Source organism: Pedobacter sp. AC402 (genome assembly GCF_979252805.1).
The window spans coordinates 76,713-92,533 of the sequence record NZ_CEEDAI010000005.1 but is presented as its reverse complement, the minus strand read 5'-3'; the positions used below and the strand labels follow the sequence as shown (position 1 = coordinate 92,533).

Genomic DNA, 15,821 nt, shown 5'->3' with positions numbered 1-15,821 from the left:
TTAGCAAGAGATGGTGCTAGTACAGGTTATGTTGGTTTACGTTTAGCTTACGGATTTAGCTTGTAATCGCTTACTCACTAAATAGTTAAAAGCCTCCTTTTTAAGGGGGCTTTTTTTATTTCATAAGATTCTGAAAAAAATGAAAATTTAAAAATCCGTTTAAGATATTTTATCGTATATAACCGAAACCCTTAATTAATAACTTAAAATATCTTAAAATGAAAACAGTTACTAAACTTTTTGCAACGACATTAAACAGCTCTTGCAATTTTAACCACATCTAATTTAAAAGCACAAACAATGAGTTCTACCCGAAACTATGACGACAGGAAGTGGTATGGCTTTCAAAATTGGTGTAGGTGTAAACTATGGTATATTTCCTGATAAATCTGAAATGGATTACGGTTATGGTGCTGATGTTAAACTTCAGTATGATTTAAGCCCTTATGTAGCTGTTACAGCATCTGGTGGTTATACCCGCTTAAAATGGAAAGGAAGTCCACTTAAATTCGAATTTATTCCATTACTAGGTGGTGCAAGGGTATTCCCGATCGAAAGTAATGTACCTTGCTACTGAATTAGGTTCTGGTTTAGCAATTAAAGACGGTGCTAACATGAACTTTATCTACACAGGTGGTTTAGGTTACGAATGGAAAAACGGTTTAGACCTTGGCGTGAAATATGAAGGTTATGTAAACAATAGCGCTTCAGATCTTTATTTCATGAAAACAGGACAATTTAACTTGAGGTTAGCTTATAATTTTAAATTATAATTAAAAGATCATATAATATTGAAGTCTCGATGAAAATCGGGACTTTTTTGTTTATTTACCATTTTAATTGCTAATTTGAGCCGAAAACCAAATACAATGAAAAGAATATTCGGATTAGCAATACTCACCGTTTTAATGGCCTGCAATCAGGTCGATAAAAAATCCACAGAAAAAGATTCCACTAAAACAGATTCATTAACTGTTAAAAATGAGGTTTCGATAAAAGACAAACAAAAATCTGAAATATTTAGCCAATATGTAACCTTAAAAGATGCATTGGTGAAATCAGATTCTGCCGCTGCCCAAAAATCTGCTTCTCAATTACAAACCAGCTTGGCTGCCTATAAAGGTTGCGAACCTACTGCTGGTGTAGCCAGTAAAATTGCAGCCAGTAATAACCTTGTTTCCCAACGAAAAGATTTTACCGTTTTAAGTGCCGATTTAATTGCTTTGTTAAAAAATGCTGAAATCGAAAAAGGCACAATTTATGTTCAACACTGCCCGATGGCAAATAAAGGTGATGGAGGAGACTGGTTATCAACAGAAAAGGAAATCAGAAATCCTTATTATGGAAATGAAATGCTGGAGTGTGGTAGGGTTGCAGAAGAGATCAAGTCAAAATAGATAGCATAAGCCGTTAAATTAAGCATGATTGTTACGTCATTTTGACCAATTATTCATATTAATTTAACAGATTTGTTATGCATGTATATTAATTTTATATAATTTAGAAGCTATAAACACAATACAATAATATGTCAGATATTGCAGAGATTAAAGTTGATGGTAAAACAATAGAATTGCCAGTAATTACAGGAACAGAAGATGAAAAAGCCATTGATATTTCAAAATTAAGAGATCTTACGGGCTTTGTAACTTTAGATACTGGTTTTAAAAATACTGGTTCTCACAAAAAGTAAAATCACTTTTTTAGATGGTGAAAAAGGCATTTTAAAATATAGAGGTTATTCTATCGAAGAACTTGCCGCAAAATCAAGTTTCTTAGAAGTAATTTACCTGATCATTTATGGTGATCTTCCTGACGCAACAACAATTGGAAGATTTACAGGCTGATATAAGCAAGCATACGTTGATCCATGAGGATATGAAGATAAATTTTTTGATGGTTATCCATCAAGATCTCATCCAATGGGGCAACTTGGCTCGTTAATTTTCTCTATTATCTACTTTTTATCCAGAGTGTTTAAAGCCAAATCAAACTGCTGAAGAACAGGAATTAACCATTATTAAACTTTTGGCTAAATTCCCTACCATTGTATCTTTTGTTTATAAAAAATCATTAGGTCATCCGCTAATTTATCCAAAAAATAAATATGACTATGTAACCAATTTCCTTTGGACTGACATTTGGACAACGTACAGAGGATTATGATGTAAATCCAATTGTTGTTAATGCGATGAACAAATTGCTTATTCTGCATGCAGATCACGAGCAAAACTGTTCAGCCTCTACAGTACGTATTGTAGGTTCTTCTGATTGTAATTTATATGCTTCTATCGCTGCTGGTATTGCTGCACTTTGGGGACCATTACATGGTGGTGCTAACCAGGCTGTTATCGATATGCTTGAGCTAATTAAAGCAGATGGTGGTGATACAGAAAAATGGATTGCAAAGGCAAAAGATAAAAACGATCCTTTCCGTATGATGGGCTTTGGTCATCGTGTTTACAAAAACTTCGATCCAAGAGCAAAAATCATTAAAAAGGCTTGTGACGATATTTTAGAGAATTTAGGTATCGATGATCCGATTTTAGAAATCGCTAAAAAATTAGAGGAAAGCAGCTTTAACTGATCAATATTTTATCGACCGTAAATTATATCCAAACGTAGATTTCATATTCAGGTATTATATACCGTGCTTTAGGTTTCCCTTCAGAAATGTTTACTGTTCTTTTTGCGCTAGGCCGTTTACCAGGATGGATTGCACAATGGAAAGAAATGCATGAAAACAAGGAACCAATTGGTCGTCCCCGTCAGATTTATGTTGGCGAAACGGATAGAGAATTTGTTGAATTGAAAGACAGAAAATAATACTGTAAAACATATAAAAAAACCACTCGAGTATATTTCGAGTGGTTTTTTTTGTGTTATTTTTATCAAGCAATCCTCATGCTGATTTTATTTCAGCATCTTCGCTTCATCGAGCCTTGAATAAATCCAATGGTTACATTTGATGAGTATTACAATTTATGTAGCTACATAATAAATCAGGTTGATCATCACCATTTCTGATAATTTGAAAGCAACCGCATAAAGGATCGATATCCAGAATATTTTAAAAATTGTACTCCATGTTTTACGCTGGTAGAAGACTGTAAGTGCCTTAAACATATACCAGAATAAGAATATAGTAACTGCAATTTCAATAATATTACTCATTAAAGAACTTTCACCAAACACATGTTTCATGATGGGTTGAGTAAAAATAGACACGATAAAGTAAACCATCATACCATGAATGGTAAAAATCAGGTGATCAAGGTAATAGATGCGGTTTTTCCGAAAAATCGAGCATAATAAACCACGCTAATAATGGCATAAGCAAGAAAAATTGTTTTGGCCGGTTGTGTTCCAAAGTTTCCTGAATTACTTCCGATTTTTCGCCAATGGTGATTGCTCTTTTTTTAATTAATTTCTCATACCAGCCATCTTGTTCAGAAAGCGGCAATTTCTTCTGTCTGGATAAATAAGCAGCATAAGTGCTATCATTCCTTTCGATATGGATATCATTGTATTCTTCAATAATATCCGCAAGTGAGTCTGATTTTAACTTCGAATTTTCTGCATGTAATCTGCTCAGTTCTTTTTCCTGATCAGCAAAACCAAGCTTTACAAATTCTTGCTTTTTAATGGCCTCATCTATTGTAGTTGTGGCTTTAGTAGCAATTTCTTTTGAGATTCCACTCAGTTTTAATGCTTTTTTTACGCTATCGTGTAACATTCCGGTCTTTTTTCTTTACAACATCCACGTGGTTTTCATCCGAATCTTTTGTTACATGCTTTGGAGAATAAACCACAAGAAAGTATACAATCGATACGAAAATATACATGCTCACCGGGTTTATGTGCCGGCCTTTACCAGCCAGGTAATCAAGTGTAACCGGCCCAGGTTTAGTTAAAAGAGGAGCCGAGGGTTCGAAAAAATTTATTGTCGAAATGAAAATAATGCGCAATACTATGGCTGATAAAGCCCCAGAAACTCTCTTTGAATTCTAAATTTGGTTGGCCACAATCACTGCAATAATGTTTCTCAACGTGCGAACCGCAGTTTAAGCAATTGTGTTCTTTTCTATACTTACCGGCTGACATGGGATAAATCGATCTTATAAATGGTTAATGGCTTCTACTTCGGCTTGCGTATGTTTGTGTTTAAATATAATTACAAAAACTATTGCAATAACCAGTACATAAATGGTAAAAGTACAACCAGATGTTGTGCCAGTCTTTTACGTCCAAAGCGCGACTTAAATCTCCATTTTGTAAAACACTTATCCCTTTATTATTTAAAAATTTAAGCAGGTGCACATTGTCTGCTTCGCTTTTAACATATTTTGATAATGAACCGATATTGCTGTAATAGGTGGTGAAATATTTATTGATCATCCATCCAGATACCAAGCTACCAAATACAGCACCAAAACCATTGGTCATCATCATAAATAAACCTTGTGCTGATGATCGATTTTTAGGCGTAGTTGATGTTTCTACAAACAAAGAACCTGAAATATTAAAGAAATCGAAAGCCATACCATATACAATACATGAAGTAATGATCATCCATAAATTGGTAGAAGGATCGCCGAATGCAAATAAGCCAAATCGTAATACCCAGGCAAACATCGCGATTGCAATTACCCATTTAATCCCAAATCTTTTTAAAGAAAAATGGAATTGCCAGAATAAACAATGTCTCAGAGATCTGGGAGATGGATAAAATAATTGTAGAATATTTAATTACAAATGATTCTGCAAAAACAGGAAAAAGTTTAAATTCATCTAAAAATACATCCCCATATGCATTGGTTAATTGCAAAGCCGCACCCAAAAACATCGAAAAGATAAAAAACAATGCCATTTTGTAATCAGAAAATAATTTAAAAGATTCTAATCCGAGTTTTTGTGCAAATGTTTTTTTCTCGCTAATTAAGTTAAGTGGCTTACATGCCGGAAGTGTAAATGAATATACACCTAAAAATAAGGCACTTATGCCGGCGATATAAAATTGATTTGCACTTGCTTTATTTCCTGTTAAATTGGTAAGCCACATGGCAGCAATAAAGCCTACTGTACCCCAAACGCGAATAGGAGGAAAGTTCTTAACTACATCAAAATTGCCATTTTTTAAGGTTGTATAGCTAATGGAATTGCTTAATGCTATGGTTGGCATATAGAAACACATGGCTACCAGCATTACCCGAAAGAAAGTATGCGGATTTTCTACCTGAGGCAAATAGAACATGGTAGCAGCATATAGAATATGTAAAATGGCGTATAGTTTTTCTGCGTTAATCCATTTATCGGCAAGAATACCGGTTATGGTTGGCATAAATAACGAAGCAATACCCATTGTAGAAAAGATGATTCCGAAATCTGCACCATCCCATTGTTTGGTTCCAAACCAGTAATTTGCAATCGTAATTAACCAGGCAGCCCACACAAAGAATTGCATGAAACTCATTATAGTTAAGCGAAACTTAACGTTCATAATAATAGTTTAGTTTGATTTATTGAAAGTAAAAGCTGAATATAGAACTATTTTGAATCATAATCCAAAATGAGCCCAAATTATTTTAAACAATTTGGGCTATTTTGAGATTTGGCTTTTTATTTAGTGATTTTTAGAAAAAATCTCATTGTATTTTGTAGAAAATGTCTTTTTTAGACAGTTTAAGAAGTTCCGCGTTTGTTAAGTTCATCTCTTAGGCGTGCAGCTTTCTCATAAGCTTCATCAGCAATGGCTTCCTGTAATTTTTGCTGAAGTTCTTCTAAGGTAAGGTCACCGTAGCCTTGTTGTTTGGTAGAGGTTGGCAAACTATCGGCTTCAGGCTCTTTGGCAATAGAATCCATATTTTCGAGAAAAAGAAAGTCATTTCCTTCAATAACGATTCCGGCGGAAGCCAAAATAAATTCGTAGGTATAAATCATGGCATTAAAGCGAACTGCCAAAGCAATTGCATCAGATGTCCGGGCATCAACTTCATGTGTATTTTTACCATCGCTACAAATCAGTTTGGCATAAAACACACCATCAACGAGGTTGTAGATAATTATTTCCTGAATATTGATATGAAAAGTATCGGCCATAGATTTAAATAAATCATGTGTTAATGGCCTACTTGGAGTCATTTTCTCAATTTCTATAGCAATGGCCTGTGCTTCAAAGGCTCCAATGATGATTGGCAACCGGCGACGTCCATTTACTTCTCCTAAAACAAGGGCATAAGCACCAGATTGAGTCTGGCTGTAAGATAAACCTACAATATCTAATTTTACTTTTTTCATATCTGTTTTTCAAACCTCGCAGGTTTAATTCTGGTTAATAAGTCTCTTTTTCTAACTCATTAAAGGCTATCGCCATTTTAAAACTGCGAGATTTAAAGGCTTATTTTTATCCCTTATGCGCTTTTAATGCTTCAATTAATTTTGGTACAACTTCAAAAGCATCACCAACAATACCATAATCTGCCACTTTAAAGAAAGGTGCTTCCGGATCTTTATTGATCACTACAATAACTTTTGATGAACTTACACCCGCTAAATGCTGGATTGCTCCTGAAATACCAATGGCGATATACAAATTAGGACTGATTGAAATACCTGTTTGTCCTACGTGCTCTGAATGTGGTCTCCAATCAGCATCCGAAACTGGTTTTGAACAAGCGGTAGCTGCACCCAATAAACCTGCTAATTCTTCAATCATTCCCCAGTTTTCAGGTCCTTTAAGCCCTCTGCCTGCTGATACTACTAATTCTGCATCTGGTAATGATACCTTATCAGTTGCTCTTACAATATCTTTAATAACAGTACCCAGATCTGATTGTTTAATATCAGCTGTAAAGTTCTCTATTGTTGCATCAGTTGCATTTTCTTTAACGCCAAAAGCATTTGGGTTTAAGGCAATAACTTTATTTGCAGAGGTTAATTCAGTAATGGCAAATGCTTTACCTGAAAATGCGGTTTTCTTAACTGAAAATTTACCATCATTGCTAGGCAACTCAACTGCACCATCGGCTAAACCAGCTTTAAGTTTTACTGCGATGCGTGGAGCTAGACCTTTACCAGAGAATGAATTAGATAAAACAACGATATCAGCACCTTCTTTTTCAGCTGCTGAAGCAATAACACTTGCATACGCTTGATTTACAAAAGTTTTTAATTGCTCGGTACTTACATTTAAAACCTTTGATGCACCATATTTACCTAGTTCTTTTAATTCTGTTTCTGCAACATTACCAATAGAAATAGCGGTTAAATGAGTTGATTGCTGATCGGCAATGGCTTTGGCATAAGATACTGCTTCGAAAACAGATTTCTTAAATTTGCCCTCAGCTTGTTCTACATATAATAATACTGACATATATTTTATTCCCTAGATTCCCTTATACGGGAATTTATATTAAATTAATTCGATTAACTATCTCTTTTTTAACTGAAAACTCCTGGCTGCCAACTAAATTACTTTGGCTTCGCTGTGTAATAAGCTGATTAACTGTTCGGTTTGATCGGCAGGAATAAGCTTAACAGTTCCACGTGGGGCAGGGGTTTCATACTTGGTTACCTTGGTTACTTCTTCTATAGAAACTGCTTCTACAACGTTTAAAGGTTTTGTTCTGGCACTCATGATTCCGCGCATATTCGGAATTTTTGGCTCCGCTACACCTTCTGCACAACTGGCAACAAATTTGCCAGAAACAGTTAAAACTTCTTTACCGCCTTCAATTTCTCTTTCTATTGTTGCAACATTACCGTCAATTTCTAGTTTCTTAATGATTGAAACAGATGGAATATCTAAGAATTCGCCAACCATAGCCGCAACCTGGTTACCATTATAATCAATAGATTCGCGACCAGTTAAAATCAGGTCAAAATCTTTATCTTTTGCATATTCTGCAATTTGTTTTGCTACAAAATAAGCATCTCTAGGCACAGCATTTACCCTTACCGCATCATCGGCACCAATTGCTAGTGCCTTTCTGATTGTTGGATCGTTAGCCGCTTCGCCAACATTAATTACGGTTACCGTTCCCTTACCACCTTCAGTTAACTCTATTGCACGTGATAAAGCGATTTCATCGTATGGATTAACAATATATTGCACTCCTGACGTATTGAATTCGGTATTATCATTAGTAAAAGTTATTTTTGTCGTCGTGTCTGGCACGTTACTGATACAAACTAATATTTTCATATGTTAATAGTGGTTTTTATTGCTATGAAACGATCTAGAACTGTAATTGTTTAGTTGTTGATCGGTTCATATATGATATCATTATTATATAAGGTCTTTCTGCAAATTTAATTAAAAAAGCAAGGAATTAAAATGTCATCCACCCGTTTAAGTAAGTTATTAGAATTTTTAGAGAGTGATCCTAACGATCCATTTATACTATATGCCTTAGCTACAGAGTATAACGCTCAAAATGATAAGGAAAAAGCCTATTCTTTTTACCTTCAGTTAACTGATAAACATCCAGATTATGTTGGAACTTACTATCATTTTGGCAAATTATTGGAAAAAGACGATCAAAAAGAGAAAGCAATCGAAATTTATCAAAAGGGAATGCAGGTAGCCAGAAATAAAAGAGATATGCATGCATTTTCAGAATTGCAGGGTGCATACAATTCTGCCGCAGGATTGGATTACGAAGATGATTAATTCCATTTGCAGTTATCAATTTTCAGTTTGAACTCATGCAGACCAAACCTATTGCCGCTAAAAAACAGTGGCTGTTTATTAGAAACGTAGTCTTTTTTACCTTTACTTCTTTTGGCGGTGCGCAGGCCCATTTAGCCTTGTTGCTTAAATATTTTGTTCATAACACTAAGTTTATTTCTGAAGAAGAACTTTTGGAACTTAATGCCCTTGCACAAGTACTACCAGGGCCAGCCTCTACCCAAACATTGGTGGGTATAGCCTGGAAAGTAGGGAAACTGAAACTCGCCATTATAACTTTCCTCATCTGGATTCTACCTACTGCAGCTGTTATGACTTTTGCGGCCATAAGTTATGCACTGCTCGATCAGAAGCAAAAGTTTAATGATATTTTAGAATATATCCAGCCAATTGCATTGGGCATTGTGGCTTATGGTGCCTGGAAACTAGGCAAAAAGGTTTTATCATCCCAGGTTTCTATATTTTTAGCCATAGCTTCAGTTATTGCCACTTTGGTGTTGAGAAATGCTTATGTATTTCCATTATCTATATTAATCGGGGGTATGATTTCATCTGCCATAGAAACACCAAAAGAAGAAACGGAATTAAGGGTTAAACTTTTTTCAAACATCAACCCTAAAAAACTAATTTACTTTATTGGTGCCTTGTTGTTATTTGCTTTGGTGGGTGCAATTATTAACCGTACTTCTCCTTTCAGCTTACCTATCCGTTTGCTCGAAAATTTTTACCGTAACGGAATACTTGTTTTTGGAGGCGGACAAGTACTTGTACCACTGATGTTTACAGAGTTTGTAGAAATGAAACACTATTTGCCTTCATCAGGCTTTTTATCTGGTTTCGCACTGCAACAAGCTTTGCCTGGACCTACGTTTTCATTTACCAGCTATTTAGGGGCGTTGAGCATGAAGAATTTCGGTTATGGGATGTGGGGACAGATTTTAGGTGGATTAATTGGCGTAATCGGCATTAATTTACCAGGATTGATCCTCGTTTTGTTTATTGTTCCTTTTTGGGACGATCTTAAAAAGATTTCAAGAATCCGTCATAGTCTTTCGGGAATAAATGCAGTTAGTGTTGGTTTTATAATTGCTGCATTTGTATTGTTGTTAATCCCCATGGGCTTTAACTGGGTATTTTTAGGCATTATGCTGGCAACATTTTTATTGCTTAATTTCACTAAGGTAAGTCCGCCAATTATTGTACTTGCGGGAATTTTGATTGGGTATTTGTTTTAGTATTGATTCTTATATAAAACAAAAATTAATAATATTAATCATCAGGAAAGCAGATAAGATTAATATTGTCAGCTATTAATGCTTTTCCGATGAAGATATCGTCATTTCGACCATAGTGGAGAAATCTTTAAATGTGATTTTAATAGTTTGCTTCAAAGATCTCTCTATTCCGTTGCACTTCAGTCGAGATGACGATCCTTAAATTGTAGAATATATCGTTGTAGGTTCTGGAAGGGCAAAAAAGCTTGGAAATCAAGCGCTTTAAGATTCCCGCCTACGCGGGAATGACGACCCTGCTAATGGATTCAATCTATGGTAGCATAGTCGAAGACCTCTCCATAAATCGTCATTTCGACCGTAGTGGAGAAATCTTTAAATGTGATTTTAATAGTTTGCTTCAAAGATCTCTCCATTCCGTTGCACTTCAGTCGAGATGACGATCCTTAAATTAAAGACAGACCTTCTTGGCAAAATGTTAGGTTGCGCGATATCGTCATTCCCAACTCGATTGGGAATCGTAATGCAAGCGCTTTAAGATTCCCGCCTACGCGTGAATGACGACTGTGCTAATGAATTCTATCTATGGTAATTCGATTTTAATAGTTTGCTTCAAAGATCTCTCCATTCCGTTGCACTCCAGTCGAGATGACGATCCTTAAATTAAAGACAGACCTTTTTGACAAAATGTTAGGCTGCGTGATAACGTCATTCCCAACTCGATTGGGAATCGTAATGCAAGCGTTTTAAGATTCCCGCCTACGCGGGAATGACGACCGTGCTAATGGATTATAACTATGGTAGCGTAGTCGAAGACCTCTCCATAAATCGTTATTTCGACCGTAGTGGAGAAATCTTTAAATTCGATTTTAATTGTTTGCTTCAAAGATCTTTCCATTCCGTTGCACTTCAGTCGAGATGACGACCCTTAAATTGTAGAATATCGTTGTAGCTTATTGAAGGGCAAAAAAGCTAAAAACTTGTTAATTACTACTAAAAAGGAGGATCATCATCGCTGTAATCGTCCATTTTTGAAGGACGGATAATTACGTTACTTTGTTTTTCAAAATCTTGAGATGGATACATACCTGCTGATGGATCTGCAGCAAATGAATTCGGCGGTGCATTAAAATCATCCTCCAAATCGACGAATTTCACAAATTTACCAACGAATTTAAGTGGTACAATTCCGGTTTCACCATTACGGTGTTTTGCAATAATAACTTCACCAATACCAGCCTGCGATCTTCCTTGTTCATCTTCTGTAATACCATAGTATTCGGGGCGGTAAAGGAACAATACCATATCCGCATCCTGCTCAATGGATCCCGATTCACGTAAATCGGATAACATTGGTCGTTTCCCTTGTAAACCTGGCCTGCTCTCTACCGCACGACTTAACTGCGATAGGGCCAATACAGGAACATCAAGTTCTTTCGCAACAGATTTTAATGCCCTCGAAATACTACCAATTTCCTGCTCGCGGTTACCGCCACCTTTTCCTTCGCCTTTACCATGCATCAACTGCAAGTAATCGACAATTACAAGTTGTATATCGTATTGAGACTTTAATCTACGGCATTTTGCCCTGAATTCGAATATATTTAGTGCAGGCGTATCATCAATTAATAGGGGAGCTTCAGTTAAACGGCCTATCTTACTGTGTAATTGCTGCCATTCCCATTCCTGTAAATTTCCTTTTCTGATTTTTTCCTGCTCAATTTCTGCTTCACCGGAAATTAGACGATTCACCAATTGTACAGATGACATCTCCAGTGAGAATACTACGGTTGGTTTAGCAAAATCTACGGTTGCATTTCTTGCACATGTTAGTACGAATGCTGTTTTTCCCATCGCCGGACGAGCTGCAATAATTACCAAATCTTGCTTTTGCCATCCACCGGTAATCCGATCCAATCCAGTAAAACCTGTTGGTACACCTGTTAAACCATCTGTTTTGGTACGAAGTTCTTCGAGGGTAGCTAAAGATTGCTTAATGATATCGTCCATCTTTTGTGTATCTCTACGCAAGTTATTCTGGGCAATTTCGAAAAGACCTTTTTCTGCCTGATCCAATAAATCAAAAATATCAGTTGTGTCTTCGTAGGCGTTTGTGATAATTTCGGTTGAGATCCGAATTAACTCACGCTGAATATATTTCTGAGAAATAATCCGGGCGTGAAACTCAATATTGGCTGCAGAGGCAACGCGGTTTGTTAAATTAGTAATGTAATAAGCACCACCAACAATTTCCAGCGATCCTAAGGTACGAAGCTCGGCTGTTACGGTCAAAATATCAACCGGTCTCGATTTCTGAAATAAAATATGGATCGCTTCAAAAATTTTTTGGTGGGCGATATTATAAAAAACTTCTGGTTTTAAAACGTCGATTACGGCCGAAAGGGCATCTTTTTCGAGCATTAATGCGCCTAAAACAGCTTCCTCTAGGTCTAAAGCCTGAGGTGGGATTTTACCCTGTGAACTAATCGTATTGCTTAATCTGCTTTTTCTAGCAGTCATACTGTTCTTTCCGCCTTGTTCATTATCGCTACTCATGCTACAAAAGTAATTAAATTTTGACGTGGTTGTTTGAATTAGTTACTAGCTGTTTGTTAACAAATTGAAGCATAATCAGATTAAATTTTATAGGATTTTAAAAAATCAAAAAATTTTTAAACAATTAAATGTTAATAAGGATCAATATAGATTAGGGCTAAAACATTTATTTGAATACTTTTGCCTAACAATTTCAAAACATGGATAATTTTAGAAGACCGCAACGCACAAAAGAGAATAATGAGTTTGTATTTGGCATTAGAGCCGTAATAGAAGCCGTTAAAGCAGGAAGAGATATTGAAACGATTTATCAGCAACGCGGTCTGGGTGGTGAATTATTTTTAGAACTAAAAGCACTTTTAAAAGATACTTTAATCCCTTTAAATTCAGTTCCGATTGAGAAGCTGAACCGCATGTCACAAAAAAACCACCAAGGTGTAATTGCGGTAATTTCACCTATAACATATCAAAATATTGAAGATATTGTTCCTGCTGTTTTTGAAAAAGGAGAGGTACCCCTAATTTTGGTTTTAGATAGCGTAACAGATGTCCGTAATATGGGCGCAATTGCGCGTACCGCGGCCTGTGTTGGCGTTCATGCCATTGTTGTACCCTTAAAAAATGCTGCGCAAATTAATGCTGATGCCATAAAAACCTCGGCTGGTGCTTTATTCAGTATTCCAATCTGCAGACATGCCAATTTGCATAAAACCTGTTTGTTTTTACAAGAGAGTGGTTTACAGATTGTTGCCTGCACCGAAAAAACAAGCGACTTTATTTATGCTCCGGATTATACCATGCCAACCGCAATTGTGATGGGATCGGAAGATGAAGGGATATCAAACGATCTTTTAAGGGTGGCAGATCACTTGGCCAAAATACCAATGGCAGGTAAAATTGAGTCGTTAAATGTTTCGGTTGCTGCCGGTGTAATTTTATACGAAGCAGTTAGACAAAGAACTGTTTAATGAAAATAATACAGTTTTTTTGATAAAAAAAGGAAGATTCATCTTCCTGAAAAATTCATCCTACCTGAAATTTCATCCGACCAGAAAACTTGGTTTCCTGAAATTTCATCCCCCTAAAAAACTCGTCTTCCTGAACTTGTTTCAGGATCTTTTTAAAAAAAATAAATAATTTGAGGATCTAAAAAATGGTCTAAAACAAAATGGATGATTAAACCTTGTTTAATCATCCATTTTACTCCCTAAATTACTTGCATTATATAAATTTATTTCCAAATCTGGATTTAACTTCTGCAACAAATTCTTTAACCTTTTGCTCTTCATCGCGTGGACAAATCATTAGCATATTGTTATTTTCAACTACAATATAATCATGAAGCCCCTGGAGAATAACCAGTTTATCTTTTGGTACGTTTACCATGCAATTTGATGAATCGAACATAATTACCTGCTCTGATGGAATAACCGCATTACCAACATAATCTTTTTCGGCCATTTCATAAATAGATGCCCAGGTACCTAAATCAGACCAGCCAAAATCGGAAGGTAAAACGTAAACATTTTCAGCTTTTTCCATAATTCCAAAATCGATGGAAATATTTGTGCATTGGAAATAAGCATTATTGATGAATTCTTTTTCACCGGCATTATTTAATTCAGACCTACCAACATTAAATATTTCATACATATCAGGCAGGTGTTTTTCAAAAGCATTTAAAATTGATTTTGCCGACCAAATAAATATACCGGCATTCCATAAGAAATCGCCACTCTGTAAAAATGATTTTGCCAGTTCGAGGTTTGGTTTTTCTGTAAAAGTTTTAACCTTATGCAGGTCGGTATCCGTATTGAGTACGTAATCGGTATGTTGTATGTAACCATAGCCAGTATCAGGACGATTTGGTTTAATCCCCAGCGTGATTAAACAATCGTTTTTAGATGCAGCCTCTAAAGATTGTTGAATAGATTCTACGAAACCGTCAATATTGGCAATGGTATGATCAGATGGTGCAACCACAATAGTTGCATTTGGATTCAACTCCGCAATTTTTAAACTACCGTAAGCCACACAAGGTGCTGTATTCCTCATTAAAGGTTCAGCCAAAATTTGATTATCTGTTAACTGGGGTAATTGCTCCTTAATTAGATCTGAATATATCTCGTTGGTAACAATAAATATGTTTTCAGGAGGGCAGATGTTCAAAAATCTTTCGTAGGTACTTTGAATCAGCGTTTTTCCAACACCAAAAAAGTCAATAAATTGTTTTGGGTATTCTGTTCTGCTTACTGGCCAAAAGCGGCTACCTACGCCGCCAGCCATAATTAATGCATAATAATTTTTGTTCATTTTTATTTTAAAAATTACACTATGCCTTCATTAAGGAGATCGTGTAAATGGATAATGCCAAAGTAAGTATTTTGTTCTAGAACTAACAACTGTGTAATGTTATTTTGTTTAATAATGTCTAATGCTTCAACTGCCAGGGCATCAAATTGTATGCTTTTTGGTGTTCTCCCCATTATATCTTCGGCTTTTAAATCAGAAATGGAATTATTGTTTTCCAACATCCTTCTAATATCGCCGTCTGTAATTATGCCCAATACTTTATTTTCGTTATCAACAACAACCACAGCACCCAAACGGTTTTTACTAATTTCTATCAATACATCTTTTACCGGAGCAGAGGGGCTTATGGATGGTTTTTCGTTAGAAAGTGCTAAATCTCTTGCTTTTAAATAAAGTTTTTTACCCAATGATCCACCTGGATGAAATTTGGCAAAATCAGATTCGTTAAATTCCCTGCACTCAAGTAAGCAGATCGCCAATGCATCGCCCATGGCCAATTGTGCAGTAGTACTTGTAGTGGGGGCTAAATTATGCGGACAAGCTTCTTTTTCAAAAGATGTATTTAAAATTAAGTCAGCCTGTTCTGCTAAAAAGGAATTTAATTCGCCAACCATTCCGATTAAAAGATTATTGGCCGTTTTTAATAGGGGAACCAACACTTTAATTTCGGGCGTGTTTCCACTTTTAGATAGACAAATAACAATGTCATCCGTCTGGATCATTCCTAAATCACCATGAATGGCATCTGCAGCATGCATAAAAATTGCCGGTGTACCTGTAGAATTAAAGGTGGCCACAATTTTTTGTGCAATTATGGCACTTTTTCCAATGCCCGTAACAATTACCCGTCCTTTGCCATGTAAAATGCTCGATACGACTTTTTCAAAATCGTGATTAATATTCTTCGCAACATTTAATATTGCCGCTGCCTCAAGCTCTAAGGTGCTTACAGCCGATTGGATAATTGATTTTTTACTTTTCAAAGAGAAAATAATTGTCTGTTAATACTTGAAATTCTTGTAAAATTATGT

At 35.8% G+C, this 15,821-nt stretch carries 17 protein-coding genes and 1 pseudogene; 7 read left to right on the top strand and 11 right to left on the bottom strand.

The window, feature by feature from the left end; genetic code table 11:
- Positions 1 to 319 precede the first annotated feature (319 nt).
- The 4 genes and pseudogenes from AC0IWE_RS04095 (at position 320) to AC0IWE_RS04080 (ending at position 2,826) form a co-directional block, all read left to right on the top strand.
- Positions 320 to 577, top strand: a complete 258-nt coding sequence (locus AC0IWE_RS04095) for a hypothetical protein (RefSeq protein ID WP_471792037.1) — start codon at positions 320 to 322, stop codon at positions 575 to 577.
- Complete coding sequence (locus AC0IWE_RS04090) at positions 561 to 773, top strand: hypothetical protein (protein ID WP_471792036.1); 213 nt, start codon at positions 561 to 563, stop codon at positions 771 to 773. Before AC0IWE_RS04095 ends, AC0IWE_RS04090 begins: the two co-directional genes overlap by 17 nt.
- Before the next feature lie 96 nt (positions 774 to 869).
- Positions 870 to 1,397 (top strand): DUF3347 domain-containing protein, encoded by a 528-nt coding sequence (locus tag AC0IWE_RS04085; RefSeq protein ID WP_471792035.1) that lies wholly within the window; start codon positions 870 to 872, stop codon positions 1,395 to 1,397.
- A gap of 131 nt (positions 1,398 to 1,528) precedes the next feature.
- Positions 1,529 to 2,826 (top strand): annotated as a pseudogene (locus AC0IWE_RS04080) (citrate synthase).
- A 156-nt stretch (positions 2,827 to 2,982) separates the two neighbouring features.
- Here AC0IWE_RS04080 and AC0IWE_RS04075 read toward each other — a convergent pair.
- The 8 genes from AC0IWE_RS04075 to AC0IWE_RS04040 form a co-directional block, all read right to left on the bottom strand.
- Entirely contained in the window at positions 2,983 to 3,204 is a 222-nt protein-coding gene (locus AC0IWE_RS04075) for a hypothetical protein (RefSeq protein ID WP_471792034.1), read from the bottom strand.
- A gap of 67 nt (positions 3,205 to 3,271) precedes the next feature.
- Positions 3,272 to 3,736 (bottom strand): hypothetical protein, encoded by a 465-nt coding sequence (locus tag AC0IWE_RS04070; protein ID WP_471792033.1) that lies wholly within the window; start codon positions 3,734 to 3,736, stop codon positions 3,272 to 3,274.
- A complete protein-coding gene (locus AC0IWE_RS04065) occupies positions 3,723 to 3,968 on the bottom strand; it encodes a DUF3667 domain-containing protein (protein WP_471792032.1) in 246 nt (81 codons plus the stop codon). Before AC0IWE_RS04065 ends, AC0IWE_RS04070 begins: the two co-directional genes overlap by 14 nt.
- 196 nt (positions 3,969 to 4,164) lie before the next feature.
- Entirely contained in the window at positions 4,165 to 4,641 is a 477-nt protein-coding gene (locus AC0IWE_RS04060; protein WP_471792067.1) for an MFS transporter, read from the bottom strand.
- Between the two features lie 13 nt (positions 4,642 to 4,654).
- Entirely contained in the window at positions 4,655 to 5,500 is an 846-nt protein-coding gene (locus AC0IWE_RS04055; protein WP_471792031.1) for an MFS transporter, read from the bottom strand.
- A 182-nt stretch (positions 5,501 to 5,682) separates the two neighbouring features.
- The gene (locus AC0IWE_RS04050) at positions 5,683 to 6,297 is read right to left on the bottom strand and encodes a bifunctional nuclease family protein (RefSeq protein WP_055913958.1); all 615 of its coding nucleotides are present in this window, start codon (positions 6,295 to 6,297) and stop codon (positions 5,683 to 5,685) included.
- A gap of 106 nt (positions 6,298 to 6,403) precedes the next feature.
- Positions 6,404 to 7,372, bottom strand: coding sequence for an electron transfer flavoprotein subunit alpha/FixB family protein (locus AC0IWE_RS04045; protein ID WP_471792030.1), 969 nt, complete (start codon positions 7,370 to 7,372; stop codon positions 6,404 to 6,406).
- Between the two features lie 93 nt (positions 7,373 to 7,465).
- On the bottom strand, positions 7,466 to 8,203 hold the full coding sequence (locus tag AC0IWE_RS04040; RefSeq protein ID WP_471792029.1) for an electron transfer flavoprotein subunit beta/FixA family protein: 738 nt from the start codon (positions 8,201 to 8,203) through the stop codon (positions 7,466 to 7,468).
- 132 nt (positions 8,204 to 8,335) lie between these two features.
- On the opposite strand from AC0IWE_RS04040, the gene AC0IWE_RS04035 reads away from it, so the two are divergent.
- Together AC0IWE_RS04035 and chrA are read left to right on the top strand one after the other, a co-directional pair.
- Positions 8,336 to 8,671: a tetratricopeptide repeat protein gene (locus AC0IWE_RS04035; RefSeq protein ID WP_463494837.1), complete on the top strand. Its 336-nt coding sequence runs from the start codon at positions 8,336 to 8,338 to the stop codon at positions 8,669 to 8,671.
- A 35-nt stretch (positions 8,672 to 8,706) separates the two neighbouring features.
- The gene (chrA, locus tag AC0IWE_RS04030) at positions 8,707 to 9,924 is read left to right on the top strand and encodes a chromate efflux transporter (RefSeq protein ID WP_463494839.1); all 1,218 of its coding nucleotides are present in this window, start codon (positions 8,707 to 8,709) and stop codon (positions 9,922 to 9,924) included.
- Positions 9,925 to 10,914: 990 nt separating this feature from the next.
- Here chrA and dnaB read toward each other — a convergent pair.
- A complete protein-coding gene (gene dnaB, locus AC0IWE_RS04025) occupies positions 10,915 to 12,477 on the bottom strand; it encodes a replicative DNA helicase (RefSeq protein ID WP_055913943.1) in 1,563 nt (520 codons plus the stop codon).
- 200 nt (positions 12,478 to 12,677) lie between these two features.
- Here dnaB and rlmB point away from each other — a divergent pair, with 200 nt between their 5' ends.
- The gene (rlmB, locus tag AC0IWE_RS04020; RefSeq protein WP_471792028.1) at positions 12,678 to 13,445 is read left to right on the top strand and encodes a 23S rRNA (guanosine(2251)-2'-O)-methyltransferase RlmB; all 768 of its coding nucleotides are present in this window, start codon (positions 12,678 to 12,680) and stop codon (positions 13,443 to 13,445) included.
- A 253-nt stretch (positions 13,446 to 13,698) separates the two neighbouring features.
- Here the strand turns inward: rlmB and AC0IWE_RS04015 are convergent, their stop codons facing one another.
- On the bottom strand, positions 13,699 to 14,790 hold the full coding sequence (locus AC0IWE_RS04015) for a mannose-1-phosphate guanylyltransferase (RefSeq protein WP_055913938.1): 1,092 nt from the start codon (positions 14,788 to 14,790) through the stop codon (positions 13,699 to 13,701).
- A gap of 14 nt (positions 14,791 to 14,804) precedes the next feature.
- The gene (locus AC0IWE_RS04010; RefSeq protein WP_471792027.1) at positions 14,805 to 15,773 is read right to left on the bottom strand and encodes a KpsF/GutQ family sugar-phosphate isomerase; all 969 of its coding nucleotides are present in this window, start codon (positions 15,771 to 15,773) and stop codon (positions 14,805 to 14,807) included.
- Positions 15,774 to 15,821: the final 48 nt, after the last annotated feature.

Excerpts from the sequence above, each read along its gene's own strand:
- chrA (WP_463494839.1), top strand. The coding sequence starts at position 8,707 with ATGCAGACCAAACCTATTGCCGCTAAAAAACAGTGGCTGTTTATTAGA.
- AC0IWE_RS04050 (WP_055913958.1), bottom strand. The coding sequence starts at position 6,297 with ATGAAAAAAGTAAAATTAGATATTGTAGGTTTATCTTACAGCCAGACT.
- AC0IWE_RS04070 (WP_471792033.1), bottom strand. The coding sequence starts at position 3,736 with ATGTTACACGATAGCGTAAAAAAAGCATTAAAACTGAGTGGAATCTCA.
- AC0IWE_RS04075 (WP_471792034.1), bottom strand. The coding sequence starts at position 3,204 with ATGAAACATGTGTTTGGTGAAAGTTCTTTAATGAGTAATATTATTGAA.
- AC0IWE_RS04015 (WP_055913938.1), bottom strand. The coding sequence starts at position 14,790 with ATGAACAAAAATTATTATGCATTAATTATGGCTGGCGGCGTAGGTAGC.
- AC0IWE_RS04045 (WP_471792030.1), bottom strand. The coding sequence starts at position 7,372 with ATGTCAGTATTATTATATGTAGAACAAGCTGAGGGCAAATTTAAGAAA.
- AC0IWE_RS04035 (WP_463494837.1), top strand. The coding sequence starts at position 8,336 with ATGTCATCCACCCGTTTAAGTAAGTTATTAGAATTTTTAGAGAGTGAT.
- rlmB (WP_471792028.1), top strand. The coding sequence starts at position 12,678 with ATGGATAATTTTAGAAGACCGCAACGCACAAAAGAGAATAATGAGTTT.
- AC0IWE_RS04085 (WP_471792035.1), top strand. The coding sequence starts at position 870 with ATGAAAAGAATATTCGGATTAGCAATACTCACCGTTTTAATGGCCTGC.
- AC0IWE_RS04090 (WP_471792036.1), top strand. The coding sequence starts at position 561 with ATGTACCTTGCTACTGAATTAGGTTCTGGTTTAGCAATTAAAGACGGT.
- dnaB (WP_055913943.1), bottom strand. The coding sequence starts at position 12,477 with ATGAGTAGCGATAATGAACAAGGCGGAAAGAACAGTATGACTGCTAGA.
- AC0IWE_RS04055 (WP_471792031.1), bottom strand. The coding sequence starts at position 5,500 with ATGAACGTTAAGTTTCGCTTAACTATAATGAGTTTCATGCAATTCTTT.
- AC0IWE_RS04095 (WP_471792037.1), top strand. The coding sequence starts at position 320 with ATGACGACAGGAAGTGGTATGGCTTTCAAAATTGGTGTAGGTGTAAAC.
- AC0IWE_RS04040 (WP_471792029.1), bottom strand. The coding sequence starts at position 8,203 with ATGAAAATATTAGTTTGTATCAGTAACGTGCCAGACACGACGACAAAA.